This window comes from Streptomyces sp. ID05-26A (assembly GCF_033794685.1).
Classification (GTDB): Bacteria; Actinomycetota; Actinomycetes; order Mycobacteriales; family Pseudonocardiaceae; genus Lentzea.
Map to the genome: position 1 here is coordinate 149,933 of NZ_JARAYZ010000008.1, position 20,083 is coordinate 170,015.

General features: G+C 69.4%; 19 protein-coding genes. 8 read left to right on the forward strand and 11 right to left on the reverse strand.

Going from position 1 to position 20,083, the window contains the following annotated elements; translation table 11 throughout:
- Positions 1-29: 29 nt before the first annotated feature.
- Positions 30-830, forward strand: a complete 801-nt coding sequence (locus PV646_RS42220) for a phospholipid scramblase-related protein (RefSeq protein ID WP_500348508.1) — start codon at positions 30-32, stop codon at positions 828-830.
- On the opposite strand, the gene PV646_RS42225 is transcribed toward PV646_RS42220, so the two are convergent.
- The 6 genes from PV646_RS42225 to PV646_RS42250 all read right to left on the reverse strand — a co-directional run bounded on the left by PV646_RS42225 (position 811) and on the right by PV646_RS42250 (position 9,499).
- Positions 811-3,747: an AfsR/SARP family transcriptional regulator gene (locus PV646_RS42225; RefSeq protein WP_500348510.1), complete on the reverse strand. Its 2,937-nt coding sequence runs from the start codon at positions 3,745-3,747 to the stop codon at positions 811-813. The two genes, PV646_RS42220 and PV646_RS42225, sit on opposite strands and share 20 nt — an antisense overlap.
- Positions 3,748-3,989: 242 nt before the next feature.
- The gene (locus PV646_RS42230; protein ID WP_500348512.1) at positions 3,990-5,033 is read right to left on the reverse strand and encodes an NsdA family TPR-like regulatory protein; all 1,044 of its coding nucleotides are present in this window, start codon (positions 5,031-5,033) and stop codon (positions 3,990-3,992) included.
- A 193-nt stretch (positions 5,034-5,226) separates the two neighbouring features.
- Positions 5,227-5,421 carry a ferredoxin gene (locus PV646_RS42235; protein WP_500348513.1) on the reverse strand — a complete coding sequence of 65 codons (195 nt, stop codon included), beginning with the start codon at positions 5,419-5,421 and terminating at the stop codon, positions 5,227-5,229.
- A gap of 1 nt (position 5,422) precedes the next feature.
- On the reverse strand, positions 5,423-6,616 hold the full coding sequence (locus PV646_RS42240; RefSeq protein ID WP_500348515.1) for a cytochrome P450: 1,194 nt from the start codon (positions 6,614-6,616) through the stop codon (positions 5,423-5,425).
- 78 nt (positions 6,617-6,694) lie between these two features.
- On the reverse strand, positions 6,695-7,258 hold the full coding sequence (locus PV646_RS42245) for a TetR/AcrR family transcriptional regulator (RefSeq protein ID WP_500348516.1): 564 nt from the start codon (positions 7,256-7,258) through the stop codon (positions 6,695-6,697).
- Between the two features lie 60 nt (positions 7,259-7,318).
- Positions 7,319-9,499, reverse strand: a complete 2,181-nt coding sequence (locus PV646_RS42250) for an ATP-binding protein (protein ID WP_500348518.1) — start codon at positions 9,497-9,499, stop codon at positions 7,319-7,321.
- Positions 9,500-9,733: 234 nt separating this feature from the next.
- On the opposite strand from PV646_RS42250, the gene PV646_RS42255 reads away from it, so the two are divergent.
- Positions 9,734-10,510, forward strand: a complete 777-nt coding sequence (locus PV646_RS42255) for an STAS domain-containing protein (RefSeq protein WP_500348520.1) — start codon at positions 9,734-9,736, stop codon at positions 10,508-10,510.
- A 37-nt stretch (positions 10,511-10,547) separates the two neighbouring features.
- Here PV646_RS42255 and PV646_RS42260 read toward each other — a convergent pair whose 3' ends face one another.
- Positions 10,548-10,784 carry a hypothetical protein gene (locus PV646_RS42260; protein WP_500348522.1) on the reverse strand — a complete coding sequence of 79 codons (237 nt, stop codon included), beginning with the start codon at positions 10,782-10,784 and terminating at the stop codon, positions 10,548-10,550.
- A 107-nt stretch (positions 10,785-10,891) separates the two neighbouring features.
- Here PV646_RS42260 and PV646_RS42265 point away from each other — a divergent pair, with 107 nt between their 5' ends.
- The 4 genes from PV646_RS42265 to PV646_RS42280 all read left to right on the forward strand — a co-directional run bounded on the left by PV646_RS42265 (position 10,892) and on the right by PV646_RS42280 (position 14,368).
- Positions 10,892-11,809 (forward strand): NsdA family TPR-like regulatory protein, encoded by a 918-nt coding sequence (locus tag PV646_RS42265; protein WP_500348523.1) that lies wholly within the window; start codon positions 10,892-10,894, stop codon positions 11,807-11,809.
- 79 nt (positions 11,810-11,888) lie between these two features.
- Positions 11,889-12,251, forward strand: a complete 363-nt coding sequence (locus PV646_RS42270) for a hypothetical protein (RefSeq protein WP_500348525.1) — start codon at positions 11,889-11,891, stop codon at positions 12,249-12,251.
- 132 nt (positions 12,252-12,383) lie between these two features.
- Positions 12,384-13,055, forward strand: a complete 672-nt coding sequence (locus tag PV646_RS42275; RefSeq protein WP_500348526.1) for a response regulator transcription factor — start codon at positions 12,384-12,386, stop codon at positions 13,053-13,055.
- Positions 13,052-14,368 carry a HAMP domain-containing sensor histidine kinase gene (locus tag PV646_RS42280; protein WP_500348528.1) on the forward strand — a complete coding sequence of 439 codons (1,317 nt, stop codon included), beginning with the start codon at positions 13,052-13,054 and terminating at the stop codon, positions 14,366-14,368. Before PV646_RS42275 ends, PV646_RS42280 begins: the two co-directional genes overlap by 4 nt.
- Here the strand turns inward: PV646_RS42280 and PV646_RS42285 are convergent.
- Together PV646_RS42285 and PV646_RS42290 are read right to left on the reverse strand one after the other, a co-directional pair.
- A complete protein-coding gene (locus PV646_RS42285; RefSeq protein ID WP_500348530.1) occupies positions 14,346-15,206 on the reverse strand; it encodes an exodeoxyribonuclease III in 861 nt (286 codons plus the stop codon). The two genes, PV646_RS42280 and PV646_RS42285, sit on opposite strands and share 23 nt — an antisense overlap.
- A gap of 40 nt (positions 15,207-15,246) precedes the next feature.
- Entirely contained in the window at positions 15,247-16,380 is a 1,134-nt protein-coding gene (locus PV646_RS42290) for an MFS transporter (RefSeq protein ID WP_500348532.1), read from the reverse strand.
- A 53-nt stretch (positions 16,381-16,433) separates the two neighbouring features.
- Between PV646_RS42290 and PV646_RS42295 the strand changes: the two genes are divergently transcribed.
- Positions 16,434-17,165, forward strand: coding sequence for an AraC family transcriptional regulator (locus PV646_RS42295; RefSeq protein WP_500348534.1), 732 nt, complete (start codon positions 16,434-16,436; stop codon positions 17,163-17,165).
- A gap of 159 nt (positions 17,166-17,324) precedes the next feature.
- Here PV646_RS42295 and PV646_RS42300 read toward each other — a convergent pair whose 3' ends face one another.
- Positions 17,325-18,020 carry an SDR family NAD(P)-dependent oxidoreductase gene (locus PV646_RS42300; RefSeq protein ID WP_500348536.1) on the reverse strand — a complete coding sequence of 232 codons (696 nt, stop codon included), beginning with the start codon at positions 18,018-18,020 and terminating at the stop codon, positions 17,325-17,327.
- 111 nt (positions 18,021-18,131) lie between these two features.
- On the opposite strand from PV646_RS42300, the gene PV646_RS42305 reads away from it, so the two are divergent.
- On the forward strand, positions 18,132-18,689 hold the full coding sequence (locus tag PV646_RS42305) for a TetR/AcrR family transcriptional regulator (RefSeq protein ID WP_500348538.1): 558 nt from the start codon (positions 18,132-18,134) through the stop codon (positions 18,687-18,689).
- Positions 18,690-19,082: 393 nt separating this feature from the next.
- Here PV646_RS42305 and PV646_RS42310 read toward each other — a convergent pair whose 3' ends face one another.
- A complete protein-coding gene (locus PV646_RS42310) occupies positions 19,083-19,814 on the reverse strand; it encodes a DUF7873 family protein (RefSeq protein WP_500348540.1) in 732 nt (243 codons plus the stop codon).
- Positions 19,815-20,083: the final 269 nt, after the last annotated feature.

A 20,083-nucleotide genomic window follows, 5' to 3' on the forward strand; every position in this document is an offset into this window, starting at 1 on the left:
ACGGCTGTGCGAAGTCGTACGCTCACGGCATGAGCACCGCGCCCGGCTGGTACCCGGACAACGCCGACCCGCGTTTCGTCCGGTGGTGGGACGGCACCCAGTGGACGCCCCACGTGCAGCCGCGCCAGGAGCGGTCCGACGCCCACCACACCGAGGTGCAGATGGGCGGCACCGGCCAGGACCGGGTGGCGCACCAGGTCCAGCGCGCGGGTGTCCAGGGCGTCGTCACCGGAGGCGGCGGCACCCTGCTCACCGAGCCGGTCCTGGTCGTGAACCAGAAGGCGAAGCTCGTCGAGATGTCGAACTCCTACGTCGTCTACGACCAGCACGCCCGCCACATCGGCACGGTGGAACAGGTCGGCCAGTCCGGCGCCGCCAAAGCGTTGCGCGCCTTCACCAAGATGGACTCGATGCTCGACGTCCGCCTCGAGATCCGGGACTTGCAAGGCCTTCCGCTGCTGCGCGTCACCCGTCCCGCGACGATGTGGAAGTCGAAGGTCCTGGTCGAGCGCGGCGACGGCGTGCCGATCGGCGAGATCGTGCAGGAGAACGTCTTCGGCAAGGTCCGCTTCGCCTACGTGTGCAACGGGATGCAGGTCGGCGGCATCTACGCGGAGAACTGGCGCGCGTGGAACTTCTCGTTGCAGGACCACACCGGCACCGAGGTCGGGCGCATCACCAAGACGTGGCAGGGCATGGCGAAGGCGATGTTCTCGACCGCGGACAACTACGTGGTGCAGTTCCACCACCAGGTGCCGGACCCGTTGCGCAGCATGATCGTGGCGTCCGGCGTCACCGTCGACACGGTGCTCAGCCAGAACCAGGGCTAGTGGCCAGTCGCAGTTCGTCGACCTCGGCCTGGAACCCCGCCGCCGTCAGCGTCTCCTCGGCCAGCCGCCAGTGCTCCCGCGCCTCCTCGGGCCGCCCGGACCGCTCCAGCGCATTGCCCAGCACCCGCAACGACCGCCCGAACTCCGGCGGCGACCCCATCTTCCGGGCCTGCTCCATGGCCATCGAGGCCAACTCCAGTGCGGACTCGGCGGACTCGGCCATCCCGGACCTCAGGCGCCACACCCAGATCCGGCCCTGCCGGTCGTCGTGCTCCTCGAAGAACTCCCAGGCCTGCCGCAACTGCTCCTCGGCCAGCGGGTCCTGCCCGGACCGGACCAGCGTGTCCGCCAGGAACAGCCGGATGTTGGCGGCCAGGTCCGGGTCCCCGAGCTTCTGCGCCGCGGCCAGCGAGGACCGCAGGAACGCGGCGGAGTCGTCCAGCTGTCCCGTGAACTGGTGCAGCCGCCCCAGTTCCAGTGCCGCCATCAACTCGCTCTGCTCGTCCCCCATCCGCGCGGCCAGCCGCCGGGCCCGTTCCAGGTAGTCCTGAGCGGCCGTCAGTCCGCCTGCTCGGCGTTCGATCGCGCCGAGGGAACACAGCACCTCGATCTCGCCGTGTGGATTGCTGGAGGCCACGAATCGGGTCATGGCCTCACGATGGGCCTCACGGGCCTCCGCGGATCGACCGCTCCACTCGTGCATCCACCCCATGCCGTACCAGGCGTAGGCCTCGCCCCACGTGTCGCCGGCGGCGGCGAAACCCTCCTGCGCGGCCTGGAAGTCGGCGGACGCGGCGTTGTAGTCGTGCAGCCGGACCCGCAGGATCCCGCGCTGCTGGAACAACATCGGCCGGCGTGCGGCGGGTGCGCAGGAGAGTCCCAGCGCGTTGATCTGCTCCCAGTCGTCGAACCGCGCCCGCAGGTCGCAGAACGCCGCCGACCTGATCGCCAGCTCGGCGGCCAGCGCGCCCAGGCCCAGGGCGGCGGCCTGCGTGATCACGGCGTGGACGTTCAGCCACTCGGCGTCGAACCAGTCGGCCGCGTCGCCGAGGTCGAACCGTTCCAGCGCAAGGGGTTCCGGCCGGATGCCTTGGTGCGGCAGCTCCACGTCGGCCCGCGTCGCGAGGTCGAGCCACTGCTCGAACAACGGCCGCAGTGCGACGGCCGGCTCCTCGGTGGCCGCCTCCCGGCCGAAGGCGCGCAGCAGGTCGTGCAGCCGGTATCGCACCTGTCCCAGGCCGTCGCGTCCCGCGTAGTCGACGAGCCGTGCGTCGACCAGTGCCTCGACGTTGTCCTCCGCGTCGTCGAGGTCCAGTCCCAGCAACGGAGACGCCACCCAGGCCGGGAAGTCCGGCGTGTCGACCAGCGACAGCAAGCGGAACGCGGTCCGGTGCGACGCGTCCAGCCCGTCGTAGGACAGCGCCAGGGAAGCGCGCACGTCGAGATCGCCCAGCGAGAGCTCGTCGAACCGGCGGCGTTCGTCGGACAGCCGGCCGGCGAGCTTCGCGAGCTGCCAGTGCGGGCGCGCCACCAGCCGGGCCGCCGCCACCCGCAACGCCAGCGGCAGACTGCCGCAGTACGTCACGATCTCCTGTGCCGCAGCGGGTTCGGCGGCACACCGGGCCTCGCCGACGGCGGCCCGCAGCAACGCCAGCGCGTCGGCGGAGGGCAGCACGTCCAACGGCACGACGTGCGCGGCCTCGAGACCGGCCAGCGCGGCCCGGGAGGTCACCAGCGCGGCACCGGACGTGGTGCCCGGCAGCAACGGCCGGACCTGCGCCTCGTTGACGGCGTTGTCCAGCACCACGAGGATCCGCCGGTCCGACAACAGGTCCCGGTACAGGTCGACCCGATCCTCCACAGAGGACGGGATCGCGCCACCCGAGACTCCCAGGCCGCGCAACAGGCGGTCCAGGGCCGCGGCGGGCTCGACGGGCTTCTGCTCACCGCCGCGCAGGTTCAGGTACAGCTGGCCGTCCGGGAACCCGTCGCGCACGACGTGGGCACAGTGCACGGCCAGCGAGGTCTTGCCGACGCCACCGGGTCCGGTGATCGTCCACGTCCCGCCGGCGCGCAGCCCGGCCGTCAACCGCGTCACCTCGGCGGAGCGCCCGGAGAAGTCGCCGACGGCGGGCGGCAGCCAGGAAGGTCCGGACTGGACGGCGACCGGCGCGGACGAGCCCGCCAGCACCTCCATGTGCAGTGCGCGGAGCTCGGCGTTCGGGTCGATGCCGAGCTCGTCGGCGAGCACCTCGCTGGCCCGCCGGTAGACGTCGAGGGCCTGCGCCTGCTGGCCGGTGCGGTGCAGGGCGAGCATCAGCTGGAACCAGAAGCGTTCGCGCAGCGGGTGTTCCGCGACGAGCGAGCGCAGCTCGTCGACGACCTGGTCGTGCCGGCCCAGCTGCAGTTCGGCGTCGTTGCGGCGTTCCAGGACCTCCCAGCGCTGTTCGTTCAGGCGCTGCACGTCGGTCTGTTCCATCCGCAGCGACGACACCTGGTCGAGCGCCGGGCCGCGCCACAACGCGGCGGCCTCACCGAGCAGGCGGGCCTCGGTCTCCAGGTCGGGCGCGCGGCGGGCCTCGGCGCGCAGCCGCTGGAACGTCAGCAGGTCGAGCTGGTCGTCTTCCAGGTGGATCGAGTAGCCGGTGGGCCACGTGCGGACCAGCTTGCGGTCGGCCAGGTCGTCCAGCGACTGTCTCAACCGCATGACGTACGTCTGCAGGGTCGCGCGCGCCGCACCTGACGGCTCTTCGCCCCAGAGATGTTCCATCAGCTCGTACGAGGAGACTGGCGCGTTCGCCTTCATCAGCAACGCGGCGAGCAGGACACGCTGCTTGGCCGAGCGCAGCTCCACCGCGCGGCCAGAGTCGATGACCTGCAACGATCCGAGAACCCTGAACCCCCACCGCCGTTGCATGGGCCCGATCCTAACCAGCCGGTAACCCGAGGTGTCAGCGAAATGTCAGCGGGCCGCGTGATGCTTCTCGCCCATGAGGACGACAACCTTCGCGACCGCCGAGGCGTCGCTCTCCGGATTCGACCGCTGACCCACAGGCTGGAGCGGCGTCTTGGCCCCCCAGGCGGCGCCGCTCCTCTTCAGACGGTGTCGCCGGGACCCGAAAGCCCAAACCTCTCCTCGGGTCCCGGCGGCGCCTCCGATCAGGCCGCGCCCCGCGACGACGTCATGAACTTCCCCAGCCGTGACACCAGGTCGTCCGCCGCCTCGTTGCCCCGCAACCGTTCCGCCTCCTGCTTCAACGGCCGCATGCGATCGCGCGTGCGGGCCGAGCGGATGGGACCGGACAGCGCGATCGCCTGTTCTCCGACGTCTCTCGCCTGTTCGGCGTCGTTCTGCACCAGGTGGTTCACGGCGAGCGCGGCCAGCCGGAACGACTGGCTGCGCGACGCGTTCTCACCGCCGGAGGAGATCGCCCTGGTGAGCAGCTGGATCGCCGACCGCGCGTACTTCACGTCGCACGTGCGCGCGAGTTCGGTGTGCACCATGCCGCCAATGGACACCAGGTCGGCCAGGTCGAAGAAGCGCGCCCACGGCGGTGCGTCCTCGGCCACCGACCGTTCGAACTCGTCCTCGGCGCGCGCGAACTGGCGCAGCGCCTGCCTTTCCGCACCCATCTTCGCGAACGCCCACGCCTCGTTGGCGTGCAGGATCGACACGGCCAGTGTGGACCCGCTGGCCTGCGCGATGGGCAGACCCCGTTGGAACGACGACAAAGCGTCCTCGGCCAGTTCGTAGTGCAGGTGCACGCGGCCCATGCGGTAGTGGATGTTCGCTTCCAGCGCGCAGTTGCCCGACGCACGCGCAAGGCTCATCGCACGGCCGAAATGCAGGTGCGCCGACTCGAGCAGGCCCATGTCGAACGACGCCCAGCCAGCCAGGTTGTGCAGGTCCGCGATGGCCACCTGGAGCCGGTGCACCACCGGGCCGGACGAGCCGGTGTCGAGCAACGGGTTGGCCCAGTTCAACAGGGCGACGCAAGCGTCCCGGCACGCACCACCGCCGTATTCGTGGTCGAGCGCCCGCAACGCACTCGTCAGAGTTTCGACATGCCGCACGTCGGTCTTGTCCACGCGATCTGGAAATGCATCGCCGTTGAACATGGTTGGCCCTCCTGACGTGCGCCGCGCACTCGTTGTACGAATACCCGTTACACACCGCCGGTACTCACCGCGCGCCGACACCATCCCGCTGTAGGGCCTGGTCGGGAAGGGTCTTTGGACTCTCCCGGGACACGTCGACGCGACCGCCACAACGCCGTGGTGGTCGCGCCTACGATTTCGGACGTTCGTGGTGATCGGAAAGGGGCCAACGAGGTGTCAGCGCACGGGAACTGAATCCATTTCCCGTGACGACTCCTCACCGGTTCGGCCCACGAGTTCACTCTTCCAGGGTGACCACCTGAGCGGGACACCTGTCCACTGCGTCACGAACGCCCGGCAGCAGGTCGGCGGAGGGTTCGGCGACCAGCACCAGGCCGAGCCCGTCGTCGTCCGACTGGTCGAACACGTCCGGAGCGGCGAGCACGCACTGGCCCGAACCGATGCACTTCGCCTGGTCTATCCGGACCGTCATGTCACCACACCACCGGGATCGTCGCCGCGCCGTACGTGATCATGTCCTCGCGGAAGTCCATCTCGGCCAGGGGAACCGCCGGGCGCACGTCCGGGAACCGCGTGAACAGCGTGCGGAGCAGGATCTGCAGCTCCGCACGGGCCAGGTTCGCGCCGAGGCACTGGTGCGGGCCGAACCCGAAACCGAGGTGCGACACGGCCCTGCGCTCCAGGTCGAGCTCACCGGCGTGCGGGCACAGCTCCTCGTCGAGGTTGGCGTGGAACGTCACCGCGACCCAGTCGCCCGCCCGGATCGTGACGCCGTCGACCTCGACGTCCTCGGTGGCCCTGCGCGCGAGTCCCGCGCCGCCGAGCTTGCCGACCGTGTACCGCATCAGCTCCTCGACGATGACGTCCGCACGGCTCGGGTCGCGCTTCAGGATCGCCAGCTGGTCCGGGTTCTCGAAGAGCGTGAGGGTGAACAGGCCGAAGAAGTTCGACGTCGTCTCGTGGCCCGCCGCGAGCAGCCCGATGGCGAGGAACAGCAGCTCGTCCATGTCGAAGTCGGTGTCGTTGACCATGAGGCCGATCAGGTCGTCGGTGGTGCCCGACGCCTTCTTCTCCTCCACGACCTTCATGAGCACGCCGCCCAGTTCGGCGGCCTTCGCCTCGTACTCGGCGCGCGAGCCGTTCTTGCCGAACATCTCCCTGGCCGTGGCCTGGAACAGTTCCTGGTGCTCCGGCGGCACGCCGAGCAGTTCGGCGATCACCAGCGACGGCACCGGCAGGCAGACCGAGGACACCAGGTCGGCGGGCGCTCCGGCACGTTCCATCGCGTCGAGGTGCTCGTCGACGATCTCCTGGATGCGCGGGCGCATCTCGTTGAGGCGCTTGACCATGAACGCCCGCGCGAGCGGCCGGCGCAGGCGCAGGTGCTCGGCGCCGTCCATCACGTTCATGTTGCCGGGCTCGGGCAGGCCGAGGACCTGCTCGCCCTCGGTGCGCATCTCGGGCTGGCCGTCCTTGTTCGCGCTGAACCGCGGGTCGGAGAGCACCTGCCGCACCCCGGCGTAGCTGCTGACGACCCAGGCCTCGACCCCGTTGGGCCAGAGCATCCTCACCGGGCCCGCGCTGATGGCCTCCTCGAAGCCGGCGGGCGCCCCCAGCGGGTGCGTGCGGTTCTCGTGCGGGACCGGGCAGACAGCAGCTTCAGTCACGGGATTCCCCCTCAATAGAACAGAACTGTTCTGTTGACTCCATGACCGAACGTAGCGCAACGACTACGGCCTGACGAGTTATTTGGCCCGAAAAGCACCGATCAACGGTCTCAACAGGCCGTCGACGATGCTCTCGATGACACCCTGCTCTTCCGAGCGCAGAACGAAAGTCGAGATCAGCGCGGTGATGAGGACATCGGAGTCGAGGCGCTCCGGCAACTCACCGCGCGCCTTCGCCCGTTCCACGGCGACCCTCAGGTGCTCGGTGTAGGCGCGGTCGACGTGCTCCTCGCGCAGGCACGCGAGATCGGCGTCCTGGCGACTGCCTTCGAGCAGCCCGAGGAAGATCCCGGCCGTGTCGAACGGCATCGGCTCGCCCCACGCCAGCAGGATCTGGCGGACGTCCTCGGCGAACGTGCCCTCGTCCGGCTGCGACAGTTGCGGCAGGTTCGCCTTCAGGGCGTCCGTGATCAACCGCGCCTTGGACGGCCAGCGCTGGTAGAGGCTCGCCTTGCTGGCGCGCGCCCGGCCGGCGACGAGGTCCATGTTGAACCGCGCGTACCCGACCTCGGCCAGCACTCCGAGCACAGCGGCGAAGACCTCCTGCTGACGCTGGGGCGCGTCCAAAGGCGTGCGGCCCACCCTGTCTCCCTCGGCTCAGGTGACGTGCACCGTACCGGGAGCGTCCGCGAGCCCCGCCGTTCAGTTGCGACGTCTCGTCACCCAGGTGGCGACCTGCGCCCGCGAAGTGAACCCGAGCTTCTGCAGGATCCGCTCCACGTGCCCCTCCGCCGTCCGCCGGGCGATGACCAGCCGGGCCGCGATCTCCTTGTTCGACATCCCCCCGGCGATCAGGTCGGCGACCTGCTGCTCGCGCCGCGTCAACGGCGTGAGGGTCACCACCGGCGCCTCCTCCCGAGCCGCCTCCTCCCCGATGGCGAACGCGATGGCGTCCTCCAACTCCAGGTCCATGCCCTTGCGGAACACCGCCCGGAACTCCTGCTCACCCAGCGCGGACATGGTCGCCGACTCGCACTCGCCGTGCGGGGCGCCGAAGTAGCGCGACCCGAACATCGGGTAGCCGACCGACTGCCAGATCTCGGTGGTGGCGCCCAGCAGCGTGGCCGCGCGCTCCGCGTTCCCCTGCGAGGCGGAGATCCAGGCGAGCACCTCGAGCGCGAGCACGATGCCGAGCAGGTCGTGGAACGAGCGCTTGATCCGCAGGCACTCGCGGCCGAGCCGGTCGGCGTGCGCGAAGTCGCCGCTGACCCACGCGCACAGGGCCAGCACCCAGATCGCGTACGCCTGCGCCCACAGTTCGCCGTGCTGCTCACCGACTGCCTTGGCCTCGACGCAGAGTCGTTCGGCGGCGGCGAAGTCGCGCCGGAACGTCGCCGAGATCGCCAGTTCGATGCCGGCGAGCATGGTGTGGCTGTTGACCGTGCCCTGGCCGCGGTACAGGCGCATGGCCTCCGCGAACCCGCTGTCCGCGAGGTCGAGGTCGTCACCGATCAGGTGCGTGCAGGCGATGCGGTGGGTGGCGTAGGCGAGCGCGGCCCCGTCGCCGGACTCGACCGCGTAGGCGAGACACTCGTCCAGCATCCGGATCGACGCGGGCAGGTCTCCCTGCAGCGTCGAGACGTACCCGTTGACCCACAACGCCTTGGCTCGCGCCGGGCCTGGTTTCGCGCTCGCCACGGCGCGGTCGAGCCAGTGCCGGCCCTCGCCGAGCATGCCGCAGCCCGCCCAGTAGAACCACAGCGTGCTGGCCAGGTGCACGCAGTGGTCGCCGTCGTGGTCGAAGCAGAAGTCCAGCGCGGACCGCAGGTTCGCGTGCTCCAGGCGGGTGAGGCTGAAGATCTGCGGCTGGGCGGGGCCGAACCACTCCTTCTCGCGGCGCTCGGCCCACTCGATGAAGTGGTCGCGGTGCCGTTCGCGCATCACCTGTTCGCGGCCGGCCGCGCGCAGGTTCCCGAGGCCGTACTGCCGCAACGGCTCCAGCAGCCGGAACCGGGTGCCGGACGGGTGTTGCTCGGACACCACGACGGACTTGTCGACCAGGCCCATCAGCGAGTGCATGACCTCGTCGGGCAGGACACCGTCGCCGGAGCAGACCCGTTCCGCCGCCTCCAGGTCGAACGTGCCCGCGAACACCGACGCCCGTGCCCACAGGATCTGCTCGGACCGCGTGCAGAGGTGGAAGCTCCAGTCCACGGCGGCGTGCAGGGTCTGGTGACGCGGGTCGCCGCCGCGCTTTCCCTCTGCCAGCACCCGGAAGGTGTTGTCCAATCTGGACGACAAGTGGTCGAGGCTGAGCACGCGCATGCGCACCGCGGCCAGTTCGATGGCCAGTGGAATTCCGCCGAGCAGCGTGACGATCTGGCTGACCTTCGCGTGGTTGCGCGGGTCGAGCACGAAGCCGGGTTCGACGGCGGCGGCGCGTTCGGCGAACAGCGCGAGCGCCGGGTCCTGCGGCAGGGGCGTGACCTGCCAGAGGTGTTCGCCGTCGACGCCCAGGCGTTCGCGGCTGGTGACGAGGACGCGCAGGCCGGGGACCCCGCGCAGCAACGCGCCCACCAGGTCGGCGGTCTCCTCCACGACGTGCTCGCAGTTGTCGAGGACGATCAGCAGCTGCCGGTCGCGCAGGTGTTCCACCAGGACGGTGCGGTGCATGCGGACGGTGTCGTCGTGGACGCCCAACTGCTCGAGGACCGTGTGCACGACCAGTTCCGGGTCGGTGACGCCGCCCAGTTCGACGAACCAGACCCCGTCGCGGAACGCCCTGCTCGTCTCGGAGGCAGCACGCAACGCCAGCCGCGTCTTGCCGACGCCACCGACACCCGTCAGGGTGACCAGGCGGGACTCGGCCAGCAGTCTCCGCACCTCGGTGACGTCGTGCCTCCGGCCGACGAAAGTAGTTGTGTCAGCAGGCAAATTACCTTTGCGACCTGGGGAAAGCGAACCGCCCACAGCGGCACCCTAGGTGTGCGCGATCTCCCGTTGCAACGCGGTCCCCCGGAGGCACCAACGGCGAAACACGGGTAGTTACCCCCTAGGGAGCACGCGGTCACCGCTCCAGTCTTGAAGGCTTGGGACACGCCTGCGGGAGGGGGACTCATGGCCGGCGACAGCCTCGGCGTGGACGTCCGGGAGCAGAACGGCGTGGTCGTCGTCCGGTTCAGCGGACGGCTCGACTGGATCACGTACATGCGCGTGCAGGACGTGCTGCTCGACCACGCCACCAAGGAGCTCGTCGGCGTGGTCGTGGAGCTGGACGAGCTGGTCGCGGAGTCTCCCGCGCTGCTGGTGGTGTTCGACGTCGTGTGGCTCTCGGCGGCGCGGTGGCCGGGCATCTCGATGAGCCTCGTCGTCAGTGATCACGAGCTGCGCTCCACGCTGGAGTCGCGTGGCCTGCCCCGGCACATCCCGATGCACTCGACGACCTCGGCCGCCGTGGCCGCGGTGGTGCGGCACAAGCACGAGGACCGGGTGGACGCGCCGTTGCCGACGTGCCGCTGCCTGCCCCACGTGGCCGAGCGGATCACCGAACGCGCCTGCGAGCGGTGGGGCATCCAGTCGATGCTCGACGTCGCACCGCAGGTGGCGGTGGAACTCGTGTCGCACGTCGAGGACAACAGCCCCATGGCGCTGCTGCTGCGCATGCGTGGGGACAAGTTGTCAGTTGCGGTGCGCACGACCGCACGCTTCGACCTCAAGCAGTGGCACATCATGCGCCGCAACGTCGCGTCCATCGCCGTCTGCAACTTCACGATGGGCGAGACGCCGGCCGGCGGTGGGCGGCACATCATCTGGGCGTTGCTCGACGTGCCGGAGGACAGCCAGCGGCCTCCGAGCTACCTCCCGGAGGCGGCCGTGTTCACCCACCAGGCTTAATTCTTCCAGGTCTTTCTACTACGCGTGCGTCGCCCTACTACGCGTGCGTCGCCGCGAGGCTAGTGCGGTAGGCCCTGAGGATCTGGCGGTCGGCAGCGGCGTCGAACGAGTCGACGCACTGGTGCAGCCAGCACCGGTGCAGGGCGCACGTCACCCGTGAGCAGGGGTCGAGACCCAGGTGCTCGGCCAGGTCCTCGGCGGTCAGGACCGCTGCGAGCGTCGTGTCCTCCACCTCGGTCGAAGACACCAGCCGCAGATGTGCGTGTCGCCTCATACAAGAATATTGCGCTGTCAACTTGTCTTCGCGTACCCGGATTAATACCTGTTCAACCACATTCCACCGCGGATTCCACCCCACGCAGATTGTCCCCACCGCAGGCCGTGAACGCCCTACGCTCAGATTTCAACGGCGCAGAGGGGTGTCCCATGGCGGATCCTGCGTACTTCCCTCCCCCGCACTCCAGCCGCATCGGCGCGAGCGACGTCGAACAGCTGGAGGCGCAGACCCGGTCGTTGCGTTCGGTCGACTACCGGTTCGGAGGAGGGGCGTGCCGCGACGCCGTCGTCGTGCGGATCTACTGGGCGCAGCAGCTGCTGGCCGCGGAAGCCTCGGACGCCGTGCGGGCACGTCTGCTGTCCGCGGTCGCGGACCTGCACAACCTGGCTGGATGGACGTCGTTCGACAGCGGCCAGATCGGAGCCGCGTATCACCATTTCGACCGTGCGCTGGAATTCGCCCGTTACGACGAAGACCTGACGACCAACATCGTTTATCGGCGTGGGCGCGTGCATCTGCATCACGGCGCACCAGGTGATGCGCTGGCTTACTTCCAGAGGGGTGCTTTCGCGCCGTTGGCAGCGAGCATCATGTATTCGAACGAGGCCTGGGCGTACGCGCGGCAGGCCCGTTCCGCCGAGGCGTTGCGCGCGTTGGGGAAGGCGAAGGACTCGTTCGAGTGCGCGGATCTGACGCACGTGCCGGACTGGGCGCGGTTCCACGACGAGACCGATCTGACGGCGATGGCCGGCACGGTCCACGCCGAGCTCGGCGACACGCGGACGGCCGTTCCCGCGTTGCTCACGGCGATCGAGGGCTTCGCGCCGGCGATGGCGCGCAGCTGGACGTTCTGCCTGATCTCGCTGGCCTCGTGCCACTTCCTCGACGGTGACCTCGATCAGGGCCGGGCCGTCGGGATGCGGGCGGTGAACGCGGCAGAGGAACTGCGGTCGGAACGGGTGTGGGACCGGATGCGCCCGATGCTGCAGGCGGCGGCACGACACGGAATCGCCCTGCGCTGACGTCGCGGCCGGTGATCTTTGCACAACCCGAACATTCGGCGGACCTCGTTCTGACCGTCGCCGGTCATCGTTCTGTGCCATGAACATTTCGCGAATCGGTGGGCTCGTGCTCGGGATGCTGCTGCTGGGCGCGGGGACCGCGTCGGCGCAGGAACCGATCACCATCAGCCCGGAGAAGGTGCAGAAGATCTGCTCACAGCGGGTGCCGCGGGTCGAGGCCAAGGTCAAGGCGCTGACCGACAAGATCAACGGCACCGCGGAGACGCTGGGCTCGAAGAAGTGGATCGAGCAGAAGGCCGCGGACGCCCGCAAGAACGGCAACACGGCGCGCGCGGACGTGCTGGACGCGCGGCTGAAGCTGCGCGACGCCCAGCTCGTGAAGCTGGCGAAGTCCGGCGAGCGGGTCGCCAAGTTCAAGTCCGAGCACTGCGGGTCGAAGTGAGGTGGGTCGCCGCCGTCGTTCTGCTGTTCGCTCTGACGGCGTGCCGGGGTGAGGCTCCGGTGTCGGACCTCGATGATGTGGAATCAACGCTGAACAGCATCGAGTCGGACCTCAACCAGCCGGGGTGAACGCGTGGAACGTGGCCTGGTGCTCGTCGTGGAGGACGAACCGGCGATCGCCGAACTGGTGGCGCTGTACCTGCGGCGCGACGGCTTCGGCGTGCGCCTGGAGTCCTCGGGGGACGCGGCACTGGCCGCGGTCCGCTCGCTCTCGCCGGTGGCGGTGGTGCTGGACGTCGGCCTGCCCGTGCTGAACGGCATCGAGGTGTGCCGGGCCATGCGCGCGGCCGGCGACTGGACGCCGGTGCTGTTCGTGACGGCCCGCGACGACGAGGTGGACCGCCTGCTCGGGCTGGAACTGGGCGCCGACGACTACATCACGAAGCCCTTCAGTCCACGCGAACTCGCTCTGCGCGTGCGGACCGTGCTGCGTCGCTCTTCTGGCGCCGTGTCGGACGTTTTGCAGGTGGGTTCCGTACGGCTCGATGTAGGCGAACGGCGCGCATTCGCCGGTGATGCAGAGGTCTCGTTGACGTCAACGGAGTTCGGGTTGCTTTCATACCTGATGAAGAACCCACGGCAGGTGTTCTCGCGCGAGCAACTGCTCTCGGCCGTGTGGGGCTACTCATCCGTGGCAGGCACACGAACCGTTGACGTCCACATCGCCCAGCTACGTGCCAAGTTCGGCGCTTTGAGTCCAATTCGGACAGTGCGTGGCGTCGGCTACTCGGCGGACGCGTCGTGAACCTCGCGGGACGGATCGCGTTGCTGTGCCTGGGGGTCGCGTTCGTGGCCGTGGTGGTGGCGGGTTTCGTGTCGATCCGCCTGGTGCTCTCGACGTCGCAGCAGGTGAGCCGCGAGTTCCTGCGGTCGCAGGCGGACGTGGTCGCGGGCCAGATCTCGAACAACCGCGTCGAGCAGATCCTGGAGGGCCAGGACATCGCGATCGTCCGGATCACCGCGTCGGGCGACGTCACGGGCTCCGACCGCGCGGCCGTGCGAGCGGTGCGCGCCGTCGACTACCGCAAGGTGCTGTCGGGTTCTCCTGTGTCCGGGGTGAGCGGCCGTCTGAACGTGGAGGCCCGTCCGTCGGGGGCGGGCGGCTTCGCCCTGGTCCAGGAGACCGAGACCACCGGCACCTACCGCAAGCTGATCCGCAACATCATGATCGCCCTGGGCGTCGGCCTCGCCGTGGCGGTCCTGGCCGGTCTGGCCCTGGGCTCGTTCCTGGCCCGCCCACTGCGCCGGGTGGCCTCGGTCGCCCACTCGATGAGCACCGGCCGCCGGGACCTGCGCGTCCCCATCTCCGGCACGCACGAACTGGCGGAGGTGAGCCAGGCGGTGAACTCGCTGGCAGACGCCTTGCAGCGCAGCGAATCCCGCCAACGCGACTTCCTGCTCTCCGTCTCCCACGAACTCCGCACGCCGCTGACGGCCGTGACGGGCTTCGCCGAGTCCCTGGCGGACGGCGTCGTCTCCGGCGCCCAGGTGGCTCCGGTCGGCACCGTGATCCTGGACGAGGCCCGCCGCCTCGACCGCCTGGTCAGCGACCTGCTCGACCTGGCCCGCCTGGGCGCCGACGACTTCCGCCTGGACATGGCCGCCATCTCGCTGGAACCCGTGGTCCGCTCCGCCGCCGAGGTGTGGCACGCCCGCTGCCACGCCCGAGGAGTGCGCTTCACGCTGGAGGTCTCGTCCTCACCGGTGGTCTGGGCGGACGCGCGCCGCCTGCGCCAGGTCATCGACGGCCTGATGGAGAACGCCCTGCGCGTCACCCCGGCAGGCCACCCGGTCGTGCTCGCCCTGTCCGCCGTCCTGGAGGTGCGTGACGGCGGACCGGGGCTGGCCGCGCAGGACTACGCCGTGGCGTTCGACCGCGGGGTGTTGCACGCGCGGTACCAGGAGTCTCGGCCGGTGGGCACGGGTGTGGGGCTCGCGCTGGTGCACGGTCTGGTGACGCGCATGGGCGGGACGATCGTGGCCGGGCCCGCCGCGGAAGGCGGGGCGGCGTTCACCGTGACGCTGCAGCCGCCCGCTACTTCGCCTGGGGCAGCTTGACCTTCTTCTTCGCGCCCGGCGACGAGGGCGGCGGCACCACGGGCCCGATGTCCCCGTCCGGCGCCTCGTCCAGGTCCACGATCACCGGCGCGTGATCGCTCGGCCCGGTCCCCTTGCGCGCGTGGCGGTCGATCCACGCCGCCTTGGTCCGCGGCGCGACGGAACTCGACGCGAGGATCAGGTCGATGCGCATGCCGAGGTCGCGATGGAACATGCCGGCGCGGTAGTCCCAGTAACTGAAGACGCGTTCGTTCGGCCAACGGTCGCGCACGACGTCGTGGAACCCCAACGCCTCAATGGCCTGCAACGCGGCGCGTTCTGGTTCGGTGACGTGGGTGTGGCCGACGTAGGCCTCGGGATCGAACAGGTCGGCGTCGGCCGGCGCGATGTTGATGTCGCCGCACACCAACGCGTCCTTGGGGCCCGCTTCCAGCACATCGCGCAGGGCGGCCAACCACTCCAGCTTGTACTTGTAGTGGTCCGACTCAGGCTCACGACCGTTGGGCACGTACAGCGAATGAACACGCACGCCGCCACACGTTGCCGCTACGGCGCGTGCCTCGACGTGGGGGAAGCCTGGTGCGCCGGCCACGCCTACCGCAACGTCTTCGAGGCCCACGCGCGAGAGGAGGGCCACGCCGTTCCACTGCGTTTCGCCGAACAGGGCGAACTCGTAGCCGCGTTCCTTCAGGGCGTCGCCCAGCAGCGTGGTGAAGGCGTCGTCGGCCAGTTTGGTCTCCTGCAGGCACACGACGTCCGGCTGCCGCTGGTCCAGCCACGGCAGCAGGCGGGGTACGCGTTGCTTGACGGAGTTCACGTTCCAGGTAGCCACTCGCACCCGGTCCACGGTAGTCATCGACGCTCAAGCCCGCATGGAGCTACACGCGCACAGGTGAGCGCAAACCCCGCGTCGCCACCCAAGCGACAACGGACATCGCCACCAGCGACAGCAACCCCCACTGCAGACTCGTCGCCCCCGCCACCGCACCCACCACGGGCGAGCCCAGCCCGCCGATGCTGACCGCGAGCCCCAGCGTGACCCCGCTGGCCGTGCCGAGGCGGTTGGGCAGGTAGTCCTGGCCGAGAGTGACGTGCAGTGAGAACGGCACGTAGAGCGTCACGGCCGTAAGGGCCACCATCGCGTACACGGCCGGACCGGGTACCAACGCCACTCCAGCGACTGCGGGCACCGAAAGCGCATAGGACACCTGCAAGACCCGCACGCGCCCGAACCGTCCGGCCAGCACGCCACCGAGCAACGTGCTCGCGGCACCCGCTCCGAACAGCACGACCAGCGCCGCGGCTCCGGCCGCCGGACCGCCGCCGACACGCGAGGTCACCCAGATCGCGAGGAACGTGCCGAGCCCGAACGTCACCATCGACCGCGCGACGATCACCACCGTCAACCTGCTGAACTGGCCCCAGTCGTCACGGCCCGCCGATGCCGTGGCCGACGCCGTGGCGCCCTGCACCCCGCGCAGCGCCACCATCGTGAGCGCACCTCCCACCAGCGCGGGGACGGCGAGCAGCGGACTCCACGCAAGCCCGCCGAACGCCAGCACCGGCGTGACGAGCACCGGGCCCAGGGCGAACCCGACGTTGCCGCCCACCGAGAACCAGCTCATGCCGACGTGGCTGTCCTGCGCGACACGACGGGCGAGCCGGGCGGCTTCGGGGTGGTACGCGGCGACACCGAGGCCGGACAACGCGATGGCGAGCCAGGTCAGCAGGTACGAGTCGCTCAGCCCGGACAACCCGATGCCCACCCCCGCGAGGGTCATGCCGAGCGGCACCAGCCACGGCATGGGGCGACGGTCCGTCAGGATCCCGAACAGCGGTTGCACGACCGAGGACAGCAGCGTCGCGGCGACCGTGATGCCGGCCGCCGCGAGGTAGCTGTAGCCGCGTTCCAGGACGAGGAACGGCACGACGGCCGGCACCGCGCCCTGGTACAGGTCGTCCACCGCGTGCCCGGCGACCAGGACCGACATCCGCCAGCGAGAGTTGTCCACACCCCGATCGTGGCCCCGCCGACGCGTTCGCGATTCCGATATTCTGCCGATGTATGTCGAATTCTCGCCATCTGCCGGCGGCGCCGACCACGAGCCGCGACCTGGCGGCCGCCAGTGGTGTCACCGCGCATTGGCACGACGAACACCAGATCGTCTACGCCAGCCGCGGCGTCGTGGCCGTGCACACGGAGACGTCACGCTGGATCGCGCCCGCGCACCGTGCGTTGTGGATCCCGTCGGGCGCCGTGCACTCACACCGTGCGTATGGCGTCACACGGCTGCATTTCCTAGGCCTCACGCAGAACCCGTTGAAGCTCCACGAACCGACAGCGCTGGCGGTCTCCCCTCTGCTACGTGAACTGCTGATCGCCTACACAGAGCTCACCGACCGAGAAACCCCTGCGGGCAAACGAATGCGCTCGGTACTGCTCGACCAACTCGCCACCACGTCCGAACAACCCGTGCGCGTCCCCGCCGCCCACGACCCCAGGCTTGCGGCGGTCTGCGCCGCGCTCGAGACCGACCCCTCGGACACACGCGGTCTCGACGCGCTCGGCCGTGCCGCCGGCGCGAGCGGCAGGACGCTGACCAGGCTGTTCCGCGACGAGATGGGCATGACCTTCCCCCAGTGGCGCACGCAGCTGAGGCTCTACCACGCGTTGCGCCTGCTGGCCGAGGGCCAGCCCGTCACCGCCGTCGCGCTGCACTGCGGATTCGCCACCGCGAGCGCGTTCATCGACGTCTTCCGCCGCTCGCTCGGCCACACCCCGGGTTCGTACCTCTAGTGGTGTGGCCCGGAGCGTTGCCGGGGGAATTCGCGGTCAGACGGGTGCGTCGTGGTGTCGCCCCCACGTCCTCGTACTGGTTGTACGGGGGCGTGGGGGCGGCGCCGCGAGGCGCCCTGCTGAGCGTGGATTACCTCGCCAACGCTCCGGGTCGCACCACTAGAAGACGCTGAACACCTCCTCCGCCCTGTCCCGCTTGACGAACATCTGCCACGCGGCGTCCGCGATGACGTCGGGGTCGAGAGTGCGCACCTCGCCGAACCTCTCGGGGTTCGCCGTCACCGCCTGGAAGATGTCGCCGCGTTCGACGAGACCACCGATGATGACGGTGCCCGCGTACACGCCCTTGTCCGCGAGCGCCACGTTGAGCGTCAGCGCGTAGTTCCGCAGCGCCGCACCGGAAAGCGCGAGCGCACCGAGCATCGGCATCGGCCGCACCGCGCTCAGACCACCGGCGAACAAGAGGCCTCCGCCGCGTTCGGCCACCGACGGCAGCGCGTGCTGAACGACGTCGATCGCCGGGTAGAGCCAGTCCATCGCGGCACGGGCGTGCGCGGACGTCGTGTCCCCGATGTCCTCGGGAGGCGCGCTCAGATCGGTGGCGCCCGGCCCGTAGTAGACGACGTCGACCGGCCCGATCGCGTCCAAAGTGGACTTCAGCTGCGCGGGATCGCGCACGTCCGCCGCGAACGCCCGCGCCTTCACGCCCGCCTCGGCCAGTGCCGCGAGATACCCCTCGTGCCGCGCGGCGGTGCGGGAGACCAGCGCGATCTCGTAGCCCTCACGCCCGAACCGGTGCGCGACGGACATGCCCAGCCCGGGACCGACCCCGAGCACGACTGCGGTGGGAGACATGGGTTTCGTCCTTCCGAACGCTAATTCGAGGCAACCCTCGACTTACGTTCGCCGACGCTACCACAAAACTTGAGGGCACCCTCGACTTAACCGCCGAGTAGGATCCGGCACATGGTCACCGCGTCGAGACCCCTGCGTGCGGACGCGGCACGCAACCGGGACAAGCTGCTGGCAGCGGCCACGGAGCTGTTCGCGGAACGCGGCCTCGACGTGCCCCTGGAACACATCGCCCGCAAGGCCGAGGTCAGCATCGGCACGCTGTACAAGCACTTCCCGACGCGCAACGACTTCGTGCAGTCGATCTTCCCGCAGCGCCTGGCCGCCCTGGAGACCATCGGCGAGCAGGCCATGGCCGTGCCGGACGCGTGGCAGGCGTTCGCCGGCTACCTCGAAGACCTCTACGCACTGCAGGCGGAGGACCGCGGCCTCAACGACGTGCTGGCTCGCGACCTGCCGAACGCGCCCGAGGTCGTCTCCGCGTGCCACCGGGGCGCGGGCCACGCGGGAATCCTGATCGACCGCGCCCTCGAAGCGGGCGTGCTGCGCGCCGACTACACGATCGCCGACCTGGCGACGCTGACGCGCGCGATGGCCCAGGTGATCCGCGACTCCCCCGCCGAGTGGCGGCGCTTCCTGTCGATCTACCTCGAAGGCCTGCGCAATAGGTGAGGCCCCGGACATGTCCAGTCCGGGGCCTCGCTTGTCCGCCCATTTGCGCACACCAGCGACTTTTAAGAGACGGATCAGTCCTTAGGTCGCCGCGCTCTTCCGTTGAGCTACGGCCGCACGAGCAGAGCGGCCAGCAGGATTCGAACCTGCACCTCGGCGAGTCTTGTCCGTTCTCGGGCGATCTGGCGTTCGGCGGTAATGCTGAAGCTGGAGCGAGAGTCTGAGTGTGATCTCGGCTGCCTCTGCCGTTTGGGCTATCCCGGCGTGTGGTGCCGGGAGAGGGAATCGAACCCCCGCTTGTGACCGAGTGGTTCAGGCTGACGTTCAGTTTCAGCTTCGCGCTCCCTTCGAGGGAACGCTTCCCCCGCGCTCCAGCGGGGGAGTCCGTGGACGCTAGCGGAACAGGTAGTCGAAGACCACGTCACCGACGCGCTGATCGGTGATCTCCATGTTGTTGGCCTCCTCGCGGGCGAACTTCACCGCGTGCTGCAACTTCTCCACCCGGTCCACCAGCTCGTTGACCCGCCGGGCCGGCAGCGCACCGGAGAACTTCACCGTGGTCCAGTACCCCACCGGGATGTCCTCGTAGTACACCTCGACCTGCGCCGGGTGCTTCTCCGTGGCCTCGGCCTTGACGTGGTTGCGCGGCACCTTCTTGGTGCGGATGGTCCGGACCTGCTCGGTGCGCCAGTAGTCGGCGGACTCGTCGAAGTTCCAGTCCTCGGCCGCGTCCAGCAAGGGCAGCTTCTTCACGAACGTGTGCAGATCGGTCAGCTGCTTCTCGAGGAAGAGCAGGTACGACACGGGCACGTCGCGCAACACCGTCTGTCCGTCGACCACGACGTCGGCCTTGGCGACGCAGTTGGCCCAGTCCTTGGTCGCCGTCACGTCGAAGAGCCGAGCCATCACACTCGCGGTCCGCCGCAGCACGTCCTCGGCCTTGATCTGCACACGAGTGGACTCCGGCGGCAACACCTCGCCGTCCTCGTCCTTCGGCTGGTACGTCCGGGAGATGCCGGCCAGCAACGCGGGCTTCTGCAGCCCGTGGTGCGCGTCGGTGAGGTCCCGAAGCGTGCCTCCCTTGACACTCTTCTCCACCGCGATGATCTGGTTCAGCTTCGTCATGCCGCACCCCCCTTTTGTCCCGGGCACAGTACGCAGAGCGATGCCGTGCTCGCACGCGATTTCAGGCCAATGCCTCGACGGGCACCGCCACGACCTGGAGAAAGTGGTGGGGAAGGTGGGGCTCGAACCCACGACCTGACGGATTATGAGTGTCCAAGGTCACATCGCATTGGCCGCCACCTGCGGCGATATAGGCCACCGCCCACCCAAACTGCCGCGATAGCGGCAGCGCCAGACCACGCTTCATGGACACAGGCATGGACAAGCTC

What these genes read in the sequence shown, in the direction of transcription:
- PV646_RS42220 (WP_500348508.1), top strand. Translation starts at nt 30, where the DNA reads ATGAGCACCGCGCCCGGCTGGTACCCGGACAACGCCGACCCGCGTTTC.
- PV646_RS42255 (WP_500348520.1), top strand. Translation starts at nt 9,734, where the DNA reads ATGGCCGGCGACAGCCTCGGCGTGGACGTCCGGGAGCAGAACGGCGTG.
- PV646_RS42270 (WP_500348525.1), top strand. Translation starts at nt 11,889, where the DNA reads ATGAACATTTCGCGAATCGGTGGGCTCGTGCTCGGGATGCTGCTGCTG.
- PV646_RS42305 (WP_500348538.1), top strand. Translation starts at nt 18,132, where the DNA reads ATGGTCACCGCGTCGAGACCCCTGCGTGCGGACGCGGCACGCAACCGG.
- PV646_RS42295 (WP_500348534.1), top strand. Translation starts at nt 16,434, where the DNA reads ATGTCGAATTCTCGCCATCTGCCGGCGGCGCCGACCACGAGCCGCGAC.
- PV646_RS42300 (WP_500348536.1), bottom strand. Translation starts at nt 18,020, where the DNA reads ATGTCTCCCACCGCAGTCGTGCTCGGGGTCGGTCCCGGGCTGGGCATG.
- PV646_RS42235 (WP_500348513.1), bottom strand. Translation starts at nt 5,421, where the DNA reads ATGACGGTCCGGATAGACCAGGCGAAGTGCATCGGTTCGGGCCAGTGC.
- PV646_RS42260 (WP_500348522.1), bottom strand. Translation starts at nt 10,784, where the DNA reads ATGAGGCGACACGCACATCTGCGGCTGGTGTCTTCGACCGAGGTGGAG.
- PV646_RS42230 (WP_500348512.1), bottom strand. Translation starts at nt 5,033, where the DNA reads ATGGTGTCGGCGCGCGGTGAGTACCGGCGGTGTGTAACGGGTATTCGT.
- PV646_RS42225 (WP_500348510.1), bottom strand. Translation starts at nt 3,747, where the DNA reads ATGCAACGGCGGTGGGGGTTCAGGGTTCTCGGATCGTTGCAGGTCATC.
- PV646_RS42310 (WP_500348540.1), bottom strand. Translation starts at nt 19,814, where the DNA reads ATGACGAAGCTGAACCAGATCATCGCGGTGGAGAAGAGTGTCAAGGGA.